Here is a 21279-nt window from a genome sequence, read left to right on the forward strand (position 1 = left end):
TCTACACGGCCGCGTAAGAATCGCTTGAGGAAGGCTTGATGTAATCACCCTCACATTCACTCGAGAGGGCTTGGTCGAGATCGTCCCAAATGTCCTCGACGTCCTCCAGGCCCACGCTCACGCGCAGCAGGTTCTCCGGCACACCGGACGCGACCCGGTCGCGCGAGTCCACCAGTCGGTGGGTCAGGGCGGCGGGGTGCTCGATGAGGGTGTCGACCGAGCCGAGCGACACCGCGGGGGTCACCAGGGTCAGCCTGCGCACGACGACAGCCGGGGCCTCGCGGGTGGTGAACGCCAGCACCGCGCCGGTCCCCCGCATCTGCGTGCCGAGCAACGGCGAGGTGGTGAGGCTCGGGTGGCGCACCAGGCCCACGCCGGGGTGCGCGTCCAGCCGCCGGGCCAACTCCACCGCCGACGCCTGCGCGGCCTCGACGCGCAGCGGCAGGGTCGCCAGGCCGCGGTGCAGGAGGTAGCCGCCGAGCGGGTGCAGGACCGCGCCGGTGATGATCCGGACTTGCCGCAGCGCGCGGGCCACGTCCTCCTCGCACGCCACGACGCCGCCGAGCACGTCCCCGTGCCCGCCGAGGTACTTGGTGGCCGAGTGCAGCACGTAGGTCGCGCCGAGCAGGGCCGGGTTCTGCAACACGGGTGTGGCAAAGGTGTTGTCCACCATGACCGGCACACCGCCCGCCTGGGAGACCACCGCCGCGATGTCGACCAGGTCGAGGTTCGGGTTGGCCGGGGTCTCCAGCACCACCAGACCGGTCTCAGGCGTGATGGCGTCGGCGACACGATCAGCGCGGGCGTAGGTGGTGCGCACCCCCAGCAGGCCGGAGGACAGCAGGTGGTCGGTGCCGCCGTAGATCGGGCGCACGGCCACGACATGGGGAAGACCGCGCATCACGCAGGCCGCCTGCACGACGGCGGTCACGGCGGCCATGCCGCTGCCGAACGCCACCGACGTCTCGGTGTGCTCCAGCGCGGCCAGCGCCTCCTCGAACCGGGCCACGGTCGGGTTGTGCAGCCGCGAGTACACCGGCGACGCGGCGTGCGCGGCTCCTTCGGCGAGGTCCTGGAGGGCCTGGCCGCCCGCGACCTGGTCGGGCACCGGGTAGGTGGTGGACAGGTCGATCGGCGGGGCGTGCACGCCCAGGTCCGCGAGGTCATCGCGCCCACCGTGCACCGCCGTCGTTCGCAAGCGTGTCATGGCGGAATCGTGGACTTATCCTCGGCGCAACGGCCATGATTCCGCAGGTCATTCGGCGGACAAGGGAGTTCACCGCAATGGATTCGATCGACGCCGCCATCGTGCGGGAGCTCCAGAACGACGCTCGGCTGCCCAACAAGGACCTGGCCGACCGGGTCAACGTAGCGGCGTCGACGTGCGTGGTCCGGCACCGGGCGCTGCGCGAGCGGGGCGTGATCACCGGCTACCACGCCGAGGTGGACTTGGCCGCCATCGGCCGCCCGGTGCAGGCCGTGATCGCGGTCCGCGTGCGCCCGCACACCAGGGCCATCGTGGAGCCGTTCATGGAGTACGTGCTGTCGCTGCCCGAGGTGCTCGCGCTGTCCCACGTGGCCGGTCCGGAGGACTTCCTCGTGCACGTGGCCGTCGCCGACACCGCCCACCTGCAACGCCTGGTCCTGGACCGCTTCACCACCCGCCGCGAAGTCAGCGAACTGCACACGAACCTGCTGTTCCAGCACGTCCGCAAGCACACCGTGCCGCCGGTCGAGGGCCGCGGCCCTTGGTCATGACGAACGGCGACACGCCGAGCGGTGTGTTAGGTAAAGGCATGGCCGACGCACTGCGGGACCTGCTGGACGGGCGTTGGGCGGCACTGCGCCGCACCTCCTTGGAACTGCTGGGCAAGCTGGAACCGCCGGGCGAGCTCGACCGCGAGGCCTACCGGGCGTGGGTGCTGGAGCAGTTGCACGCGCTCGCGGACGGCGGCCACCCGCTCATCGGCTTCCCGACCGAGTACGGCGGCAAGGACGACATCGGCGGGTCGGTCGTGGCGTTCGAGGTGCTCGGGTTCGGGGACCTGTCGCTGATGGTCAAGGCCGGTGTGCAGTGGGGGCTGTTCGGCGGCGCGGTGCAGGCGCTGGGCACGGAACGGCACCACGCCGAGCACCTGCCCGCGATCATGAGCCTCGACCTGCCCGGCTGCTTCGCCATGACGGAGACCGGGCACGGGTCGGACGTGCAGCACCTGCGCACCACCGCGACCTTCGACCCCGAGACCGACGAGTTCGTCGTCCACACCCCCGACCCGTCCGCCCGCAAGGACTACATCGGCAACGCCGCCCGCGACGGGCGGATGGCGGTCGTGTTCGCGCAACTGGTCAGCGGTGGCGACGAGCACGGCGTGCACGCGCTGCTGGTGCAGATCCGGGACGCTGACGGCAACCCGGTGCCGGGCGTGCGGATCGAGGACTGCGGGCCGAAAGCAGGGCTCAACGGCGTGGACAACGGGCGGTTGACGTTCGACCACGTCCGGGTGCCGCGCGCGAACCTCCTTGACCGGTACGGAAAAGTCGCCGCCGACGGCACGTACGACAGCCCGATCGAGGGCGAGAGCCGGCGGTTCTTCACCATGCTCGGCACGTTGGTGCGCGGGCGGATCAGCGTGGCCGGCGGGGCGGGCAGCGCGACGAAGAAGGCGCTGACCATCGCGATCCGGTACGCCGAGCGACGCCGGCAGTTCACCCGGCCCGACACCGGCGAGGAGGTCGTGGTCCTGGACTACCTGGCCCACCAGCGCCGCCTGCTGCCCGCCCTGGCCACCACCTACGCGCTGCACTTCGCGCAGGAGGAGCTGGTGTCGGCGCTGCACGACGTGTCCGACGACCGGGCGCAGCGCGAGCTGGAGTCCCGGGCCGCCGGGCTGAAGGCGGTGGCCACCTGGCACGCGACCGCGACCATCCAGGCGTGCCGGGAGGCGTGCGGCGGCGCGGGGTACCTGAGCGAGAACCTGTTGGCGGGCCTCAAGGCGGACACCGACGTCTTCACGACGTTCGAGGGCGACAACACCGTGTTGCTCCAGCTCGTCGCCAAGGGTCTGCTGACCAGTTACCGCGACCACGTGGGCGACCTGGACCCGTGGGGCATGGCGAGGTTCGTCGCCGACCAGGCGGTGGGCGTGGTCATCGAGCGGACGGCGGCGCGGGCCATCATCGACCGGCTGGTCAGCGGCAGTTCCGACGCCCTGCTGGACCGGGGCTGGCAGGTCCGGCAGTTCGAGGACCGCGAGCGGCACGTGGTGGAGGGCTTGGCGCGGCGGCTGCGGCGGGCCACTCCGGAGAACGCGTTCGACGTGTTCAACGCGGCCCAGGACCACGTGCTGCACGCGGCACGCGCACACGTGGACCGGGTGGTGCTGGAGGCTTTCGTGGCGGCCGTCGACCGGTGCGGCGACACTGCGACGAAGGAGTTGCTGGACCGGGTGTGCGACTTGTACGCGCTGTCGGTCATCGAGGCCGACCGGGCGTGGTTCCTGGAGCACGGGCGGCTGACCCCGCAGCGGGCCAAGGCGGTGACCCAGGCGGTGAACGACCTGTGCGGGGCGTTGCGGCCCGACGCGCGGCGGTTGGTGGACGCGTTCGGCGTGCCGGAGTCCTGGTTGGGGGCTCCGATCATCGGGTGAGAGGGACACAATGGGCCGTATGGACGAGCTGACCGAAGGCCTGGCCGGGTACGTGCGCGCGGTCGCCCAGCAGGTCGGCGTCCCCCCGGAGGGCACGGAGTACGAGGTCAGCGACACCGTCACCGCGTACCTGGCGCTCGGCGAGGACACCGAACGCGACCTGATGCTGGTGTGGAGCGACGTCCACGGTTGGTCGGTCGCGGTGGAGACGGCGCCCTTCGAGACCCCCGTGGTGCTGGCCCACCTGGGCCACCCGCTCGTACCGCCGCCGCGGGTGGTGGCCCGGTTCGTGGCCGACGTGCTGGCCGGCCGACCCGGCGGGCCGGAGCCGACGGCGAAGGGCAACCGGCAGGCGCTGGCCGTCCGGTTGCGCCCCTACTCCACGCCCAGGTAGCGCAGGCCGGCCGTGGTCGCGGCGGCCAGCAGCACGACCACCACGAACGGGGCCTTCCGCCAGGCCGCGAGGCCCCCGACCAGCACGCCCGCCGGCAGCGCCCACCCCGCGAAGCCCTGCCCCCTGGTCAGCGAGGCCGTGGCCACGAGGGCGACCAGCAGCACGGTCGCGCTGATCGACATGAGTTCCTTCACCCGGTCCGGCAGGCGCAGCCGGTCCCGCAGCAGGGGGCCGGCCAGGCGGAAGGCGTAGGTGCCGGCGGCGAGCACGAGGACGGCGGTCACGGGCACGTCCGGGCCTCCTGTCGGGTCGTCATCGCCGCCACCAGGCCGGTCAGGGCGAGCAGCACGGGCAGGCCCGCGGGCAGGAACGGGGTCGTCGCCAGCGCGACCGCCGAGCCGAGGAGGGCGGCGTTGCGGGTCCGGGGGTCCTTGAGAGCGGGCAGGGTCAGGGCCAGGAGGGCGGCCGGGAAGGCGGCGTCCAGGCCGAACGCGCCCGGGTCGCCGATGGCCTGGCCGACCAGCGCGCCGGCCACGACGGCGAGGTTCCAGGCGGCGAACAGCGAGGTCCCGCACGCCCAGTACGCCGCACGTGCCTTCGCCGGGTCCCGTTGGGCGATCGCGAAGGCGACCGTCTCGTCGATCAGCAGGTGGCTGCCGATCAGCCGGGCGAGCAGCCCACGTCCCAGCACGTCACCCACGGCCAGCCCGAACGGCAGGTGCCGGGCGTTGAGCACGAGCCCCGCCACCACCGCCGCGGCCGGACTGCCACCACTCGCGACCACCCCGACCGCCATGAACTGCGCGCCGCCCGCGAACACGAGCAGCGACATCAGGACGGGCAACCACCAGGGCAACCCGGCCGCGACCGAGATCGCGCCGAAGGAGGCACCGTTCACCGCGGCACCAGCGGCCACCGCGGCGACGTCACGCAGCAGCTCGGGGTCTAGAGTTCGCCATATCGAACGCATCGTCTTCCACGATGAACGGTAGGTGGCCGTTCGTCAAGGCGAACGATTGGACTGTCATGCCGAACACAGGTGCGCCGCTGGAGGTCATCGCCGCCTCCCTCCGCCGCGAACGCGACCGCGTGGGCCTGTCGCTCAGCGAGCTCGCCAAGCGGGCGGGGATCGCGAAGTCGACGCTGTCGCAGTTGGAGGCCGGCACCGGCAACCCGAGCGTCGAGACCCTGTGGGCCCTGGGCGTGGCGCTGGGCGTCCCCTTCAGCCGCCTGGTCGACCCGCCCACGACCCGCGTCCAGGTCATCCGCGCGGGCCAGGGCCCGGCGATCTACTCGGAACGCGCCCACTACACCGCGACCCTGCTGGCGTCCTGCCCGCCGGGCGCCCGCCGGGACATCTACGTGCTGGACCTGGAACCCGGCAACCCCCGCGAGTCCGAGCCGCACATGCCGGGCACGGTCGAGCACGCGATCGTGAGCCGCGGGCGCGTGTTGACGGGGCCGAAGAGCGACCCGGTGGAGCTGGGTCCGGGTGACTACGCGATGTACCCCGGCGACGTGCCCCACACGGCCCAGGCGCTGGAACCGGGGACGTCGGTGGTGCTGATCATGGAGCACATCTAGAACACCCGTTCGAGCGATCCTGATCAATCGCGAATATCCCGATGCGGGTTGCATGCAGACTGCACTCGCACCACCTAGGCTCGACCCCATGAGCGAGCACGAGGTGAAGCCCGTCCAGATCCGTGACGTCCCCGTGGGCGTCATCGAGGTCCTCCAAGCCCGCGCGAGCGCCGAGGGCATCTCGCTCACCGCCTACCTCCGCCGATTCCTCGTGGAGTTGGCGAACACGCCGACGATGGCCGAGGTGTACCACCGGAGCTGGCCACGCCCGTGGGAGATCGACGGTGCGACGCTGCTCGCCGAGGTCGCCGCCGCCCGCGAGGGGGACGAGTGAGGTTCACGGCCGTCGTCGACACCTCGGCGCTCGTCGAACTGGTGGTCAACCCGCGACCGAACACCGCGCTGGCGCAACGGCTGCTCAGCGGTGCTGCCGCCGCCCCGGAACTGATCGACGTGGAACTGCTCGGCGTGGTGCGGAGGCTCAACCGCAAGGGCACGCTCACCGACGACCAGGCCGAGTTCGTCCTGGGCAACGTCCGGGACATGCCCATCACCCGGACTTCCCACCGCGACCTGGTGCGGCGCTGCTGGGAGATCCGACACACCGTCTCGTCGCGGGACGCCTTTTTCGTGGCGCTCGCGGAACTGCTCGACGCTCCGCTCGTGACGTGCGACGGGAAGCTCGCACGATCACACGGTCACGACGCGGCGATCGAGGTCTACCCGGTCTCCTGAAACGCCGACGCGGCCCCGGCGGTGGTGCCGGGGCCGCGTCGCCGGGTGGTCAGGTGACTGTCACGCGGTGACGAGGAGGGCGTTCAGCGCCTTCCACGCTCGCCACGCGCGGGTCGTCCCGAACTGCGCGTTGAACCGCAGCACCGCCCGGACGTCCTGTTCGGTCGCGCCCGCGCCGAGTGCCCGCCGGACGTGGACCTCGAAGCTCTCCTCCAGAGTCTGGTAGTGCACGTCCACGCTCATCGTGGCGAACGCCCGCTCCCGCACGGTGAGCGTCCCCGGACCCGACACCGACCGCATCCGGGACTGGAGCCGCAGGTACTCGCCGAAGTGCGGGTCGAGTTCGTCCGCCTGGGCGGCGACGTGGGCGGGCAGCGGGCTCGGGGCGGCGTCCGGGCCGGTGGACAGCAAGGCCGCCGGGAGGGTTCCGCCTCGTCGTCGGCCCCGGGGTCGATCTCCGCCAGGCGGTCGAGCGCGGCCGACGCCAAGGCCGCCGGGAGGGTTCCGCCTCGTCGTCGGCCCCGGGGTCGATCTCCGCCAGGCGGTCGAGCGCGGCCGACGCCGCCGGGTAGCCGGTGTCGAAGGCGACGAGCCGCAGCAGCGCGCGGAGGTCGGCGGTGGTCACCCCGCGGGCGTGGCCCTCGCGGACGTGCTGCTCGAACGGCCGTCCCAGCGTCTGGTTGCACACGTCCGCGACCACGGCGATGAGGATCTTCTCGCGGTCGTCCAGTTCGGGCACCGCCCACGCCTGGCGCGTCGTCGCCTCGGCCATCTGCAGGAACACGAAATCGTCGGTCACCGAGCCTCCTGGAACGGTTGTAGCGCTACGGCTGTAGCCCTACAACCGTAGCGCTACTTCTGTTCGGCTACAATCGGCCGCGATGGAGAAGACCCGCAAGCCCAATCCCCGCAACCAAGGCGCGCGGCTGCGCGAGGAGATCGTCTCGGCGGCCGTGCGGATGCTGGACGAGCTCGCCGACGACGAGGCGTTGTCACTGCGCGCGGTGGCTCGGGAGGTGTCGATCGCGGCGACCTCGGTGTACCTGCACTTCGCCGACCGGGACACGCTGGTCCAGGCGGCGATGGCGCGCTGCCACGAGGACCTGGTCCGGGTCGGCGACGAGGCCGAGGCGCGACACGACGAGCCGGCGGCGCGGCTGCGGGCGCGGATCCTCGCCCAGGTCGCGTGGGCGGAGCAGCACCCCGGGCTCTACAAGGTCCTGCACGAGAGCGGGGTGCACCGGCGGCTCGGCATGCCGTTCAAAGAGGTCCTGGTCGCGCGGACGCGGGACGCCGTGCAGCGGTGCATGGACGCGGGTGTCGCGCCGGCCGACGACGCCGACGTCGTCACGATCGACCTGCGCACGGCGGTCAACGGCATGCTGACGCAGCGCATCAACGAGCCGGACCTGCCGTGGCCACCCGCCGCCGACCAGGTGGACCGGTTCCTGACGAAGCTCGTGGGACTGAGCCGATGAAAAAGCGCCCCGGCGGATGTGCCGGGGCGCTTTCGCTGGACGGTGCTGGGACTACCAGCCGCGCTCCGCCAGGCGGTGCGGCTGCGGGATCTCGTCGACGTTGATGCCGACCATGGCCTCGCCCAGGCCGCGCGAGACCTTGGCGATCACGTCCGGGTCGTCGTAGAAGGTGGTGGCCTTCACGATGGCCTCGGCGCGCTGCGCCGGGTTGCCGGACTTGAAGATGCCCGAGCCGACGAACACGCCCTCGGCGCCCAGCTGCATCATCATCGCCGCGTCGGCCGGGGTGGCGATGCCGCCGGCGGTGAACAGCACGACCGGCAGCTTGCCGGCCTCCGCCACCTCGCGGACCAGCTCGTAGGGCGCCTGGAGCTCCTTGGCGGCCACGTACAGCTCGTCGGCGGGCAGGTTCTGCAGGCGGCGGATCTCCGCGCGGATCTTGCGCATGTGGGTGGTGGCGTTGGAGACGTCACCGGTGCCGGCCTCGCCCTTGGACCGGATCATCGCCGCGCCCTCGGTGATGCGGCGCAGGGCCTCGCCGAGGTTGGTCGCACCGCACACGAAGGGCACGGTGAACTGCCACTTGTCGATGTGGTTGGCGTAGTCGGCCGGGGTCAGCACCTCGGACTCGTCGATGTAGTCCACGCCCAGCGACTGCAGCACCTGGGCCTCGACGAAGTGGCCGATGCGCGCCTTGGCCATGACCGGGATGGACACCGCGTTGATGATGCCGTCGATCATGTCCGGGTCGCTCATCCGGGACACGCCGCCCTGCGCGCGGATGTCGGCGGGCACGCGCTCGAGCGCCATGACCGCCACCGCGCCGGCGTCCTCGGCGATCTTGGCCTGCTCGGGGGTGACCACGTCCATGATCACGCCGCCCTTGAGCATCTCCGCCATGCCGCGCTTGACGCGGCCGGTGCCGGTGACGTGGGTACCGGAGTCGGTTTCAGTGGTCACGGCGAACCTTTCGAAGTCGAGTGGACGAACAGGCCAATCGTACGTCCGACGTGGACCCTCCAAGAAGGCCACTCCGACCCGTTCTCGGCAGGCCACTCACTGCTGCGCCGCAGGTAGTGGCCTACGCCACCCCGAAGCGTCGACCAGCGACCGATCAGCGGACACCCGCGTAGGCCCGGAACAACAGGGGCAGTTCGGCCGACCGCCGCTCCAGCGCCTCCCAGCACCGGGCGACCAGTGCCCGCGCCTGCGCCCCCGCCCACGGCCGGGGCAGCAGCGCCGGCGGCAGCAGCGGGTCCGGCTCGACGGCCCGGGTGAACTCCGCCGCCACCTCCACCGCGATCCGCAGCAAGGTCGTGCGGTCCGGCCCCTCCTCCAGCAGCCGCAACCGTTCCTCCGCCACCTCGGCGAGCCGGACGTGCCGGGCGGCGATCTCGGCCAGCGGCCAGAGCCGGGCGGTCAGCGCGACCGCACCGCGTTCCGTGCCGATGCGCAGGTCCCGGCTGGTCAGGAAGGTCACCGAGTCGAGCACGCCGAGCCGCTCGGCTTCGCCCTCGACCAGCGGTTCCCAGTCGTGCGGTGACACGTAGAGGCCACCTTGGAGCGGTGCCCCGCCGAACCGCACGACGGCGTCCCGGAACGCGTCCCGCGCCGGCCGCTGGGACTCCGGTACGGCGAAGGCAACCAGGTGCCAGTTGCCGTCCCACGTCACCTCGCCCGCGTCCTGCCGGTACATGAACCGGACGAACTCCACGTCCGGCTCGGCGGCCCGCAGCGCCTCGGGCGTCATGCGCAGCACCCCGCGCCGGCCGCGACCCTCCGAGGTGAACTTCCCGTCCGCCACCAGTCGTTTCGCGCACAGCCGCACCTGCTGGTCGGACATCCCGAGCTCGGCGGCGACGTCGTACAGCTCACCCATGTCCACGGTGCCGTCGGCCTGCACGAGCGCTTCCACGACGGTCCTGGTTGGCACATCCACGTCCATGTGTTCAAATCTACAACGATCGTAGCGAAAACGATAGTTTGGAGTTTGTATGAAATGGGGGAAGGCACTGCGCGTGCTCAGCGTGCTGGTGGTGCTGGCGCTGCTGGCGGGCGGGTGGGTCGTCTACCAGCACGAATACGCGCTGAGAGAGGAGCGGGTGACCATCGGCGGCACAGGGAGCGGTGGTGAGCTTCGGGGTGTCATGGCCCGGCCCGAGACCGGCGACCGGCACGGGCTGGTGATCTTCGTGCACGGCGACGGCCCGATCGACGCCACCCACGACACCTTCTACCGCCCGCTGTGGGAAGCCTTCGCCCGCGCCGGGTACGCCTCCCTCTCGTGGGACAAGCCCGGTGTCGCCGGAGCCCCCGGCAACTGGCTGCACCAGACCATGGCCGACCGCGCCGACGAGGTCCGCCGGGCCATCGCCTGGGCGCGCACCAGGCCCGAGATCGACCCGAACCGCATCGGTCTGTGGGGCGCGAGCCAGGCCGGCTGGGTCATGCCCGCCGTCGCCGCCGACACCGACGTCCACTTCGTGATCGCCGTGGGCACCGCCGTGAACTGGTTGCGCCAGGGCCGCTACAACCTGCTGGCCGAACTGCCCGAGGGCGAGGACCCGCAGGCCGCCCTGGCCCGGCGCGAGGAACGGCTCGACCTCGCCCGCCGCCGCGTCTCCTTCGAGGAGTACCAGCGCAGCACCGGCGACCAGGAGATGACCCCGGACCGCTGGCGGTTCGTGCTGGCCAACTTCGAGTCCGACGCGACCGCCGACCTGGCCCGCGTGCACGCCCCCGTCCTCCTGCTGGTGGGCGACCACGACCGGAACGTCGACGTCACCGAGACCGAGACCACCTACCGCCAGTTGATCAAGGACCTGGAGGTGCACCGCTACCCCAACGCCACCCACGGCCTGACCCGCGACACCGACCAGTTCGTCCTCACGGTCACCGCCATCGCCGCGCCGCGCTCGCTGTTCGCCCCCGGCGTCCTGGACGACCAGGTCCGGTTCCTGGAGCGGGTCCGATGAAGGTCGTGGCACTGGGCGGCACCGGCGCGACGGGTGCGGTGGCCGCCCGGGTCGCCGCGAACCTGCCACAGGTGCGCGAAGTGACCGTTGCCGACCGCGCCGGCGGCGTGCGCATCGACATCGCGGACGGCCGAGCGCTGCGCGACCTCCTCAAGTCCGCCGACGTCGTGCTCAACACGGTCGGCCCCTTCTACCGCTACGGCCCGGCCGTCCTGGAAGCCGCGATCGACACCGGCACCCACTACCTCGACATCTGCGACGACTGGCAACCCACCCGCGACCTGCTCGCGATGGACGGTGCCGCGCGGCAAGCCGGTGTGCGGGCGGTGGTCGGGATGGGTGCGAGCCCCGGCGCGAGCAACCTGCTGGCCGCGCTGGCGGTGCGCGAACTGGACGTGGTCGAGGAGGTCCACACCGCCTGGCCGGCCGAGGGCGACGGGGACGCGGCGGCCACGGCCGCGGTGGTGCACTGGATGCTCCAGATCAGCGGTCGGATCGCCGTGGTCGAGAACGGCGAGATCACCGAGGAACCGCCCCTGCGTCCGGTCGCGCTGACCTTGCCCAGCGGCGCGACGGGCACCGCCCACACCGTGGGTCACCCGGAACCGCTGACCTTCCACACCACCTTCCGCCCGCGCCGGGCGACGACCCTCATGGTCGCCCGGCCGGGCACGATCGCCTACCTGGACGTGCTGCGCCACGACATCGACACCGGCCGCCTGACCCCCGACACCGCCGCCACCGCCCTGCTCCGCCCGACCCCGGTCCGCCTTGCCAAGTCGCTGCTGCGCCGCCCGGCCGGGCCCGGCACCCTGCCGCGCTTCTTCGCCGTGGCGACCGGCGGCGGCCGGGCGGTCGAAGTGCGGCTGGACCACCCGACCCTCCTCGACGACATGGCCGAGGCGACCGGCCTCCCGCTCGCCCTCGCCCTGGCCCAACTCGACACCGTGCCGCCGGGCGTGCACCCGCCGGAAGCCGTCCTCGACCCGGACCGCTTCTTCCACGACCTGGCCCGCCACCACCCCGAAGCCCGGACGACCACCATCCGGTGACTCTGCGTGCACCACCGAGCGGGTTCCTCCTGCCGGGGCACTTGGGGTTGTCCCAATCTCGCCACGGGTGTGAGATCGAGCACTAAACACTTGTGGAGGGTGGTCACCATGGCAACGAAAACCTCCGACAACGGCCACTCGGCAGGCGCGGTCGCTGTGGACGACCCGGCCAAGGTCCGCAACGTCGTGCTGGTCGGCCCGTCCGGCTCCGGCAAGACGACGCTCACCGAGGCCCTGCTCGCCACCACCGGCGTCCTGACCCGAGCCGGGTCGGTCACCGAGGGCAACACGGTCTGCGACCACGACCCCGCCGCCGTCCGGCAGCAGCGGTCGGTCGGGCTGGCCGTCGCCCCCGTCCAGCACGGGGACGTGAAGATCAACCTGATCGACACGCCCGGGTACGCCGACTTCGTCGGTGAGCTGCGCGCCGGGTTGCGCGCCGCCGACGCGGCGCTGTTCGTGGTCAGCGCCGCCGAGGGCGTGGACGCGTCGACCATCGCGCTGTGGGAGGAGTGCGCGGCGGTCGGCATGCCGCGGGCCGTGGTGATCGCCCGCACCGACCACCACCGGGCCGACGTGACGGCCGAGATCGCGGCCTGCCAGGAGGCCTTCGGCGCCGGGGTGGTCCCGCTGTACCTGCCGGGTGAGGGCGACACCCTGGTCAACCTGCTCACCACGGACGACCCGCGCTACGAGGAGCAGCGCAACGCCCTGATCGAGGGGATCATCGCCGAGAGCGAGGACGAGACCCTCATGGACCGCTACCTGGCCGGCGAGGAGGTCGACCAGGCGACCCTGGTCGCCGACCTCGAGACCGCGGTGGCGCGCGGCTCGTTCCACCCGGTCATGCCGGTGTGCGCGCTGACCGGCCAAGGCCTGACCGAGCTGCTCGACGGCATCTCCCGCGCGTTCCCGTCGCCGCTGGAGCACCCGCTGCCGGACGTGACCGGCCTGGACGGGATCCCGCAGCCCCGCCTGGCCGCGGACCCGGACGGCCCGCTGGTCGCCGAGGTCGTGCGCACCGCCGTCGACTCCTACGTCGGCCGCGTGTCCCTGGTCCGGGTCTTCTCCGGCACCCTGCGCCCCGAACGCCCGGTGCACGTCTCCGGGCACGGCATGGCCGACCGCGGCCACGAGGACCACGACGCCGACGAGCGCGTGGCCCACGTCTACTCACCGCTGGGCGCCAACCTCCGCGAGGTCCCCTACTGCGTGGCGGGCGACCTGTGCGCGCTGACCAAGCTCGGCTCGGCGGAGACCGGCGACACCGTCTCCGCCCCCGAGAAACCGCTCCTGATGACCCCGTGGGAGATGCCCGAACCCCTGCTCCCGGTCGCGGTCGTCCCCCGGTCCCGCAGCGACGAGGACAACCTGGCCCGCAACCTGAGCAAGCTGGTCGCCGGCGACCCGACCCTGCGCCTGGAGCGCAACGCCGAGACCCACCAACTCGTCCTGTGGTGCATGGGCGAAGCACACGCGGACGTCGTCCTGGCCCGGTTGCGCGCCGGCGGCGCCGAGGTGGACACCGAACCGGTCCGCGTGGCGCTGCGGGAGACCTTCGCCGCGCAGTCCAAGGGCCACGGCCGGCACGTCAAGCAGTCCGGCGGGCACGGCCAGTACGCCGTCTGCGACATCGTCGTCGAACCCCTGCCGCGCGGCTCGGGCTTCCAGTTCGTGGACAAGATCGTGGGCGGCGCGATCCCGAACCAGTTCATCCCCAGCGTGGAGAAGGGCGTCCGGGCCCAGCTCGAACGCGGCCTGCACGGCGGCTACCCGGTCGTGGACATCAAGGTCACGTTGGTGGACGGCAAGGCCCACTCGGTCGACTCCTCCGACGCGGCCTTCCAGACCGCGGGCTCCCTGGCCCTCAAGGACGCCGCCGCGAACGGCAAGATCCAGCTGCTGGAGCCGATGGACGAAGTGGCCATCCGCCTGCCCGACGAGCACCTGGGCACCGTCCTGGGCGACCTGTCCGGCCGCCGCGGGCGGGTCCTGGGCACCGAGGCCGACACCGCCGGCTACACGGTCATCCGCGCCGAGGTCCCCCAGACCGAACTGCTGAGGTACGCGATCGAACTGCGTTCCCTGACCTCGGGCACCGGCACCTACACCCGCCACTTCTGCCGCTACGACCCCCTCCCCCAGTCCCTGGCCGCCCAAGCCAAGTGACGCGACCGCCCCCGACCGCCGCGTGACGGTCGGGGGCGGTTCGTGCTCAGGTGTTCTGCGGGAAGCCCAGGTTCACGCCGCCGTGCGACGGGTCGAGCCACCGGCCGGTCACGACCTTGGTGCGGGTGAAGAAGTGGACGCCCTCCGGCCCGTAGGCGTGCGAGTCGCCGAACAGCGAGTCCTTCCAGCCGCCGAACGAGTAATAGGCCACCGGCACCGGGATCGGCACGTTCACGCCGACCATCCCCACCTCGACCTCGTTCTGGAACCGCCGCGCGGCACCGCCGTCGTTGGTGAAGATCGCCGTCCCGTTGCCGTACGGGTTGGCGTTGACCACCTCCACGGCGTCGTCGTACGTCGAGGTCCGCATCACCGACAGCACCGGCCCGAAGATCTCGTCCCGGTAGATCGACATGTCCGTCCCGACGTGGTCGAACAGGGTCGGCCCCAGCCAGAACCCGTCCGCCTCCCCGTCGATCGGGTGCCCACGCCCGTCCACCACCAGCGATGCACCTTCGGCCACACCGGCGTCCACATAGGACACCACTCGATCCCGGTGCGCCCCGGTCACCAGCGGCCCCATCTCGCAGCCCGGCCGACGACCGTCGCCCACGTGCAGCCGGGCGATGCGTTCCTTGATCTTGGCCACCAACTCGTCGCCCACGGGGTCCACCGCGACCACGACCGAGATCGCCATGCACCGCTCCCCCGCCGACCCGAACCCGGCGGACACCGCCGCGTCCGCCGCCAGGTCGAGGTCCGCGTCGGGCAGCACGACCATGTGGTTCTTGGCCCCGCCCAGCGCCTGCACGCGCTTGCCGTGCCGGGTCCCGGTCTCGTAGACGTACCGGGCGATCGGCGTCGACCCCACGAACGACACCGCCTTGACGTCCGGGTGCTCCAGCAGCCGGTCCACGGCCACCTTGTCACCGTGCACGACGTTCAGCACGCCGTCGGGCAACCCGGCCTCGGCGAACAACTCCGCGATGAACACCGACGCCGAAGGGTCCTTCTCCGAGGGCTTGAGCACGACGGTGTTCCCGCACGCGATCGCGTTGGGCACGAACCACAGCGGCACCATGGCGGGGAAGTTGAACGGCGAGATCACGCCCACCACCCCCAGCGGCTGCTGGATGGAGTAGACGTCCACCTTCGTGGAGGCGTTCTCGCTGAACCCGCCCTTGAGCAGGTGCGGGATGCCGCACGCGAACTCGACCGCCTCCAGCGCCCGCTGCACCTCGCCCGCGGCGTCGGAGAGCACCTTGCCGTGCTCGGCGGTCACGATCGCCGCCAACTCGGACTTGCGCGCGTTCAGCAGCTCCCGGAACGCGAACATGACGTTGGCCCGCTGCGCCAGAGAAGCGCCGCGCCACACGGTGAACGCCTCCCGCGCCGCCGCGACCGCTTCGTCCACAGTGGACGCGTCAGCGAAGTCCACCCGGTTCGCCACCTGCCCGGTCGCCGGGTCGTAGACGTCACCGGTCCGCGCTCCTTCGCCCTGCCACGACTTACCGCCGATCCAGTGGGTGATGGTCACAGCACGTCTCCCAGGATGCCCAGTGCTTCCTCGACTTCTTCCTCGGTCACCGTCATCGGCGGCGCCAGCCGGATCACGTTGCCGTACAACCCGCCCTTGCCGACCAGCAACCCGCGCTCTCGCGCGCCTTCCAGCACGCCGGCGGCCTTCTTCGGGTCCGGTTCACCGGCCGGTCCGACCAGTTCGACGCCCACCATCAGGCCCTTGCCGCGCACGTCCCCGACCGCCGGGCGGTCCTCGGCGATGGTGCGCAGACCGTCGATGAGCCGCTCGCCCATCTTCTCCGCGTTCTGCTGCAAGTCGTTGTCCAGCAGGAAGTTCAGCGTCGCCAGCGCGCCGGTGGTGGACACCGGGTTGCCGCCGAAGGTGGAGATGGAGTTGGCGGTGATGCAGTCCATCAGGTCGCCGCGCGCGACCACGCCGCCGATGGCCAGGCCGTTGCCCAGGCCCTTGGCGAAGGTCATCGCGTCGGGGACCACGCCGTGCGCCTGGATGCCCCAGAAGTGCGAGCCGATGCGGCCCCAGCCGGTCTGCACCTCGTCGGAGATGAACAGGATGCCGTACTCGTCGAGGACTTCCTTGAAGGCGGTGAACAACCCGTCCGGCGGGGTCGCGAAGCCGCCTACGCCCTGGATCGGCTCGGCGATCATGCAGGCGACGTCGCCGGCGGTGGTGGTCTCGATGACCTCGCGCAGGTCGGCGACGCACGCCTTGATGTAGTCGGCGTCGGAGTAGTCCTTGAAGGGGCTGCGGAACCGGTAGCCGCCGTGCACCCAGCTCACCTTCACCGGGCTGAGCGAGGACGCCGACCAGCCCCGGTTGCCGGTGATCGCCTGGCTGGCGAACGAGCGGCCGTGGTAGGAGTTGCGCAGCGCGAGGACCTGGTCGCTGCGGCGGAACTGGGTGGCCAGCATGAGCGCGGTCTCGTTGGCCTCGGTGCCGGAGTTGGTGAAGAACACCTTGGCGTCCGGGATGCCCGACAGCTCCGCGATCTTCTCCGCCAGCTCGACCTGGGACCGGATCAGGTACAGCGTGGAGGTGTGCAGGACGCCGGTGGCGAGCTGGGACCGGATCGCGTCGCTGATCTCGGCCACGTCGTAGCCGATCGCGTTGGTCAGGATGCCCGCGAAGAAGTCCAGGTAGGTGCGGCCGTCACGGTCGGTGACCCGCCGGCCGGAGGCGCTGGCCAGCTCGATGGGGTTCTCGTAGTAGAGGGCGAGCCACTTCGGCATCACCGCCCGGTGCCGGGTCAACAGCTGATCACCTTCGGTGGGTGACATCGCGTCCTCCTCGTCGGGTCCCTGCTCGGAAGTCTGGTGGGACCGCGCGATGCCCGCCATGGACAACCTGTACCGCTTTTCGGGTCTTCGCATTACGTTGTGTCCATGTACCCCACGGTGGCGGAAGCCCTGGCCCTGCCCGTGGTCCGGCGCGGCGAGCCCAGGGTGCTCGCGGGCGCGGCCGGCATGCAGCGGCGGGTCAGGTGGGTGCACGCGGCCGAGGTCGCCGACATCGCCCACCTGCTGCGCGGCGGCGAGCTGGTGCTGACCACCGGGATCGCGCTGCCCGACGACCCGGTGGGGCTGCGCAAGTACGTGGACGACCTGGCGGACGTGGGCGCGTCGGGGCTGGTCGTGGAGCTGGTGCGGCGGTGGAGCGACGGGGTGCCGGGCGCGTTGGTGGCCGCCGCCGAGCGGCACGGGCTGCCGCTGGTGGCGCTCGCGCGGGAGACGCGGTTCGTGGCGGTGACCGAGGCCGTGGTGTCGCTGATCGTGGACGCCCAGCTCGCCGAGCTGCGGGCGGCCGAGCAGGTGCACGAGACGTTCACGGCGCTGACCGTCGCGGGCGCGGAGCCGGCGGAGGTGCTGCGCGAGGTGGCGCGGACGTCCGGGCTGCCCGTGGTGCTGGAGACCCTCGGTCACGAGGTGCTCGCCTACGACGCCGCCGGTCAGGACCCGACCGCGCTGCTCGCCGACTGGGGCACGCGGTCGCACGCGGTGACCGTGCCGGAGCGGACGGCGTACCACGAAGGTGCGGGCTGGCTGGTGACCGTCGTCGGGGCGCGCGGCGCGGACTGGGGCCGGTTGGTGGTCGTGACCCCGGAACCGCCGCCGCACCGCCTGGTCGTGGTGGCCGAACGGGCGGCGTCGGCGCTGGCGGTGCACCGGTTGGTGGCGCGGGACCGGGAGTCGCTGGAACGCCAGACCCACCGGACGTTGCTGACCCAGCTCCTCGGCCACCCGCCGCACGACCTGCCCGCGCGGGCGGCGGCGTTGGGCGTGCCCCTGGAGCGACGGCAGCTGGTCGGGGTCGCGATCCGACCCGGTACCGCCTCGGTGCCCGCGCAAGCGCTCGCGACCCAGGAGGTGCTGCGGGACTTGGCGGAGGCGACGGCTCTGGCGACCCGGCGGGTGACCGTGCCTGCTTTGGTCGGGGTCGTGGACGACACCTCGGTGCGCGCTCTGCTGTCGCTGCCGCCCGCCGCCGGGCTGGAGGGTGTGCTGCGGCGACTGGCGCGGGAAGTGCACCGGACCGCCGCCGCGACCCAGCACGCGCTGCCCGTCGTGATGGCCGTGGGGACGACGGTGTCCTCGGTGCCGGACGTGCGGCGCAGCCTCGGGGAAGCCGCGCACATCGCCGGCGCGGCACTGCGGTCACCCGGGACCCGGCTGTACCACCGGCTCGACGACGTCCGGCTGCGCGGCCTGCTGCACCTGTTGCGCGACGACGAGCGGGTGCGGGCGTTCGCGGAGCGGGAACTGGGTGCGCTGGTCACGCGGGACGAGGGCCAGGGCAGCCGGTTGCTGGAGCTGCTGCGGTGCTACTGCGAGCACGGGGGCAACAAGTCGGCGGCGGCCGCGGCGGCGCACCTCTCGCGAACGGCGTACTACCAGCAGTTGGGGCGGATCGAGCAGGTGCTGGGGGTGTCGCTGGAGGACCCGGAGTCGGTGCTCTCGCTGTACGTGGCCCTGCTCGTGCGCGAGATGGCCGACTGACCTTCGTGCGGGGCCGCCGTGGACGGCCCCGCACGGTTCGCTCAGCCCTCCTCGGGCGCGTCCACCGGCGGCTTGGCCACGTCCGGCAGCGCGGTCGGGACGTCCGGCAGCTTCGGCTGCTGCACGTTGGGCAGCTTGATCTCCGGTGGGGCGATCGCGTTCGGGGTGGCCGGCAGCGCGACGCCGTTGGTCAGGCTGCGCTCTCCCTCGACCTCCGGCGCCGTGGGCGCCTCGACCGGCAGGTCCGAGGTCTGGAGGGCGGCCTGGGCCTGGGGCAGCGAGACCGGCAGCTTGAGGGTCTTGCCGTCGAGGAGGTCGGTCACCGGCCTGGTGACGTCGTTGTCGACCTTCGGAGCTTCACCCAGCTTGCCCTCGGCGAGGTCGGGCACCTCGGCCGCCGAAGCGGCACCGGCCATCAGCGGCGAGGCACCGACGGCGAGGAGAGCGGCGGCACGCAGGATTCCGCGGGTGCGGTGTGCAGACACGATTTTCCTAACCTTTTGGGGACCGATCACTTGACCTCTCCGACATCGGCACCCACCCCCGTTTTCCACACCCGCTCAATAGGGTGACTGACGCTCCGTGCACCTACGTCACCCGAACGAGGCCTCTTGTGGACGGCGACTTGTCCAACTCCCTCACCGGCTCCCCGTCCGGCCCGGTCGTGCAGGCGGGCACCATCACCGGCAACATCCACTTCCACCCGCCCACACCGCCCGCACCGATCAACCAACTGCCGCCGGACGTGCCCCACTTCGTCGGACGGGCAGCGGAACTCGCTCTCCTGACGGCACACCTCGACCGCGGGACCGCACTCCCCATCGCGGCGATCAGCGGCACGGGCGGCATGGGGAAGACCACGCTGGCGGTCCACTGGGCGCATCGGGAACTGCACCGCTTCCCCGACGGTGTCCTCTACGCGAACCTGCGCGGCTTCGGCCCCGGTGACGCCGTGCCCCCCGCGACCGTGGTGCGGGACTTCCTCGACGCCTTCCGCGTGCCCGCCGAGCGCGTCCCCGCCGGCGTCGACGCCCAGGCGGCCTTGTACCGCAGCCTGATCCGGGACCGGCGGATGCTCGTGCTGCTCGACAACGCCCGCGCGGCCGACCAGGTCCGCCCACTGCTGCCCGGCAGCCCGACCAGCGCCGTCCTGATCACCAGCCGATACCGCCTGGACAGCCTGATCGCGCGCGAACAGGCTGACCACCTCCCGCTGGACCGCTTGTCCGCACAGGAGTCCCGCACGCTGCTGACCGCCCGCCTCACCGATCCCCGCGTCACCGACGACGAGGCCGTCGACCGCCTGGTGGCCCGGTGCGGCCGACTGCCTCTGGCGCTGGCCATCGCCGGCGCGCGAGCGGTCACCGAGCCCCACCGCCCGCTCGACCACCTGGTGCCCGACCTGGACGACCTGTCCACGGGTGACAGCCCGGACACCGACCTGCGGGCGGTCTTCGACTCGTCGTACCGCGCGCTGGCACCCGGCGAAGCCAGGCTCTTCCGGCTGCTCGGCCTGCACCCGGGCGGGGACATCGCGCACCCCGCCGCCGCGAGCCTGGCCGGCCTGCCGCTCGCCGCGACACGCACGCTGCTCACCGCCCTGACCCGCGCCTCGCTGCTCACCGCCCTGCCCGGCGACCGCTTCCAGGTCCACGACCTCCTGCACGAGTACGCGGCCGAGCGGGCGGCGGAGGACGAGGCCGCAGCCGACCGGCGCTCGGCGATCGTCCGCCTGCTCGACCACTACACGCACACCAGCTACGCCGGTGAGCGCCGCATCTACCCGTCCCGGGACGCGATCGCGCTGCCCGGACCCGCACCGGGAGTGGTGCTGCCCGACGTACCCGACCGCGGTGCGGCCTGGGAGTGGTTCGGTGCCGAGCGCGCGAACTTGATGGCGGTGCTCTTCCTCGCTGCCCGGGAAGGGTTCGACCGCCACGCGATCGTGCTGCCCTGGGCGCTGTCGTCCTACCTGGGGCGGGTCGGGCAGTGGCGGGATTGGGAGCTCAGCCAGCTCGCCGCGCTCTCGATCGCCCGAGCGACGGGCGACCGCGCCGCGGAGGCGCTGGGCCTGCTGGTGCTGGGCCGCATCCGCACCCTGGCCGGCCAACGCCAAGAAGCGGTGAGATGGCTGGAGGAGGCGTTGGAGGTCACCACGGACCCCGCCGGTGCGGCGCACGTCCACGAAGCGCTCAGCCTGGTGCACGAGCGCGACGGTGAGCTCGAGATGGCGCGGTCGTACGCGGAGGACGCGCTCGACCTGGCCCGGCGTGCCGGTCACCGCATCCGGGAGGCACGAGCGCTCGCCCAGCTCGGGAGGGTGTGGTCGGAGCTGGGCGACCACCGGGCGGCGCACCACTGCTGTGCCCGGGTGGCGGAGGTCCTCGCGGGTTCCGACGACCAGTCCGGTCTCGCGGACGCCGCCGAGGGCATGGCACGCGCGCTCCTGCGGCTCGGCGAGCCGGCGCGGGCGAGAGCGCATTGCGAACGGGCGATCGCGCTCTACCGGGAGGTCGGCGACCGGTGGTGGGAATCGGTGTCGTGGCACCGGCTCGGCGACATCCACGCGGCTCTCGGCGAGGTGGACGCGGCACGGAGCGCCTGGCAGCGGGCCGCCGAGGTGTTCGACGACCTCGGTCACCCCGACGCCGCCGTCGTCCGCGCGAAGCTGGAGAACGCGTGACGGTCCCGTGCCCGGGGGACGGGGGCACG

The 21279-nt window shown here is 72.2% G+C and carries 21 protein-coding genes and 1 pseudogene; 12 read left to right on the forward strand and 10 right to left on the reverse strand.

Annotation, left to right across the window (positions count from 1 at the left end; genetic code table 11):
* Nucleotide 1 precedes the first annotated feature (1 nt).
* Nucleotides 2-1207, reverse strand: coding sequence for a trans-sulfuration enzyme family protein (locus DFJ66_RS07935; protein ID WP_121219396.1), 1206 nt, complete (start codon nt 1205-1207; stop codon nt 2-4).
* A gap of 77 nt (nt 1208-1284) precedes the next feature.
* On the opposite strand from DFJ66_RS07935, the gene DFJ66_RS07940 reads away from it, so the two are divergent.
* The 3 genes from DFJ66_RS07940 to DFJ66_RS07950 are packed head-to-tail and all read left to right on the forward strand — an operon-like array spanning nt 1285 to nt 4041.
* Nucleotides 1285-1758 (forward strand): Lrp/AsnC family transcriptional regulator, encoded by a 474-nt coding sequence (locus tag DFJ66_RS07940; protein WP_170199195.1) that lies wholly within the window; start codon nt 1285-1287, stop codon nt 1756-1758.
* 38 nt (nt 1759-1796) lie between these two features.
* Nucleotides 1797-3647 (forward strand): acyl-CoA dehydrogenase family protein, encoded by a 1851-nt coding sequence (locus DFJ66_RS07945; protein WP_121219400.1) that lies wholly within the window; start codon nt 1797-1799, stop codon nt 3645-3647.
* A 19-nt stretch (nt 3648-3666) separates the two neighbouring features.
* Complete coding sequence (locus DFJ66_RS07950; RefSeq protein WP_121219402.1) at nt 3667-4041, forward strand: DUF6292 family protein; 375 nt, start codon at nt 3667-3669, stop codon at nt 4039-4041.
* Here DFJ66_RS07950 and DFJ66_RS07955 read toward each other — a convergent pair.
* Nucleotides 4023-4331, reverse strand: a complete 309-nt coding sequence (locus DFJ66_RS07955) for an AzlD domain-containing protein (protein ID WP_121219404.1) — start codon at nt 4329-4331, stop codon at nt 4023-4025. The two genes, DFJ66_RS07950 and DFJ66_RS07955, sit on opposite strands and share 19 nt — an antisense overlap.
* Nucleotides 4322-5011, reverse strand: a complete 690-nt coding sequence (locus DFJ66_RS07960) for an AzlC family ABC transporter permease (RefSeq protein ID WP_121219406.1) — start codon at nt 5009-5011, stop codon at nt 4322-4324. Before DFJ66_RS07960 ends, DFJ66_RS07955 begins: the two co-directional genes overlap by 10 nt.
* A 56-nt stretch (nt 5012-5067) precedes the next feature.
* Here DFJ66_RS07960 and DFJ66_RS07965 point away from each other — a divergent pair, with 56 nt between their 5' ends.
* The 3 genes from DFJ66_RS07965 to DFJ66_RS07970 all read left to right on the forward strand — a co-directional run bounded on the left by DFJ66_RS07965 (nt 5068) and on the right by DFJ66_RS07970 (nt 6360).
* Complete coding sequence (locus DFJ66_RS07965; RefSeq protein WP_121219408.1) at nt 5068-5625, forward strand: helix-turn-helix domain-containing protein; 558 nt, start codon at nt 5068-5070, stop codon at nt 5623-5625.
* Nucleotides 5626-5713: 88 nt separating this feature from the next.
* Nucleotides 5714-5959: a hypothetical protein gene (locus DFJ66_RS42535; protein ID WP_170199197.1), complete on the forward strand. Its 246-nt coding sequence runs from the start codon at nt 5714-5716 to the stop codon at nt 5957-5959.
* Nucleotides 5956-6360, forward strand: coding sequence for a type II toxin-antitoxin system VapC family toxin (locus DFJ66_RS07970; protein ID WP_170199199.1), 405 nt, complete (start codon nt 5956-5958; stop codon nt 6358-6360). Before DFJ66_RS42535 ends, DFJ66_RS07970 begins: the two co-directional genes overlap by 4 nt.
* 60 nt (nt 6361-6420) lie before the next feature.
* Here DFJ66_RS07970 and DFJ66_RS07975 read toward each other — a convergent pair whose 3' ends face one another.
* Both DFJ66_RS07975 and DFJ66_RS45405 read right to left on the reverse strand, forming a co-directional pair.
* A complete protein-coding gene (locus DFJ66_RS07975; protein WP_121219412.1) occupies nt 6421-6771 on the reverse strand; it encodes a carboxymuconolactone decarboxylase family protein in 351 nt (116 codons plus the stop codon).
* Nucleotides 6772-6961: 190 nt separating this feature from the next.
* Nucleotides 6962-7132: pseudogene (locus tag DFJ66_RS45405) on the reverse strand (carboxymuconolactone decarboxylase family protein); the annotation flags it as partial.
* 109 nt (nt 7133-7241) lie between these two features.
* Between DFJ66_RS45405 and DFJ66_RS07985 the strand changes: the two are divergent.
* On the forward strand, nt 7242-7838 hold the full coding sequence (locus tag DFJ66_RS07985) for a TetR/AcrR family transcriptional regulator (RefSeq protein WP_121219414.1): 597 nt from the start codon (nt 7242-7244) through the stop codon (nt 7836-7838).
* A 51-nt stretch (nt 7839-7889) separates the two neighbouring features.
* Here the strand turns inward: DFJ66_RS07985 and pdxS are convergent, their stop codons facing one another.
* Together pdxS and DFJ66_RS07995 are read right to left on the reverse strand one after the other, a co-directional pair.
* Nucleotides 7890-8798, reverse strand: a complete 909-nt coding sequence (gene pdxS, locus DFJ66_RS07990; RefSeq protein WP_121219416.1) for a pyridoxal 5'-phosphate synthase lyase subunit PdxS — start codon at nt 8796-8798, stop codon at nt 7890-7892.
* Between the two features lie 154 nt (nt 8799-8952).
* Nucleotides 8953-9783, reverse strand: coding sequence for a PaaX family transcriptional regulator C-terminal domain-containing protein (locus DFJ66_RS07995; RefSeq protein WP_121219419.1), 831 nt, complete (start codon nt 9781-9783; stop codon nt 8953-8955).
* A 49-nt stretch (nt 9784-9832) separates the two neighbouring features.
* Here DFJ66_RS07995 and DFJ66_RS08000 point away from each other — a divergent pair, with 49 nt between their 5' ends.
* The 3 genes from DFJ66_RS08000 (at nt 9833) to DFJ66_RS08010 (ending at nt 14034) form a co-directional block, all read left to right on the forward strand.
* Nucleotides 9833-10813, forward strand: a complete 981-nt coding sequence (locus DFJ66_RS08000; RefSeq protein ID WP_121219421.1) for an alpha/beta hydrolase family protein — start codon at nt 9833-9835, stop codon at nt 10811-10813.
* Nucleotides 10810-11865 carry a saccharopine dehydrogenase family protein gene (locus DFJ66_RS08005; RefSeq protein WP_121219424.1) on the forward strand — a complete coding sequence of 352 codons (1056 nt, stop codon included), beginning with the start codon at nt 10810-10812 and terminating at the stop codon, nt 11863-11865. Before DFJ66_RS08000 ends, DFJ66_RS08005 begins: the two co-directional genes overlap by 4 nt.
* A gap of 108 nt (nt 11866-11973) precedes the next feature.
* A complete protein-coding gene (locus DFJ66_RS08010) occupies nt 11974-14034 on the forward strand; it encodes an elongation factor G-like protein EF-G2 (protein WP_121230836.1) in 2061 nt (686 codons plus the stop codon).
* A 46-nt stretch (nt 14035-14080) separates the two neighbouring features.
* On the opposite strand, the gene DFJ66_RS08015 is transcribed toward DFJ66_RS08010, so the two are convergent.
* Entirely contained in the window at nt 14081-15571 is a 1491-nt protein-coding gene (locus DFJ66_RS08015; protein ID WP_121219426.1) for a CoA-acylating methylmalonate-semialdehyde dehydrogenase, read from the reverse strand.
* A complete protein-coding gene (locus DFJ66_RS08020) occupies nt 15568-16851 on the reverse strand; it encodes an aspartate aminotransferase family protein (protein WP_121230838.1) in 1284 nt (427 codons plus the stop codon). Before DFJ66_RS08020 ends, DFJ66_RS08015 begins: the two co-directional genes overlap by 4 nt.
* 105 nt (nt 16852-16956) lie before the next feature.
* Between DFJ66_RS08020 and DFJ66_RS08025 the strand changes: the two genes are divergently transcribed.
* On the forward strand, nt 16957-18567 hold the full coding sequence (locus DFJ66_RS08025) for a PucR family transcriptional regulator (RefSeq protein WP_121219428.1): 1611 nt from the start codon (nt 16957-16959) through the stop codon (nt 18565-18567).
* A gap of 41 nt (nt 18568-18608) precedes the next feature.
* Here the strand turns inward: DFJ66_RS08025 and DFJ66_RS42540 are convergent, their stop codons facing one another.
* Nucleotides 18609-19052 carry a hypothetical protein gene (locus DFJ66_RS42540; protein ID WP_170199201.1) on the reverse strand — a complete coding sequence of 148 codons (444 nt, stop codon included), beginning with the start codon at nt 19050-19052 and terminating at the stop codon, nt 18609-18611.
* 128 nt (nt 19053-19180) lie between these two features.
* Here DFJ66_RS42540 and DFJ66_RS08030 point away from each other — a divergent pair, with 128 nt between their 5' ends.
* A complete protein-coding gene (locus DFJ66_RS08030; protein ID WP_121219430.1) occupies nt 19181-21250 on the forward strand; it encodes an ATP-binding protein in 2070 nt (689 codons plus the stop codon).
* The last annotated feature ends 29 nt before the right edge of the window (nt 21251-21279 follow it).

Source organism: Saccharothrix variisporea, assembly GCF_003634995.1.
Classification (GTDB): Bacteria; Actinomycetota; Actinomycetes; order Mycobacteriales; family Pseudonocardiaceae; genus Actinosynnema; species Actinosynnema variisporeum.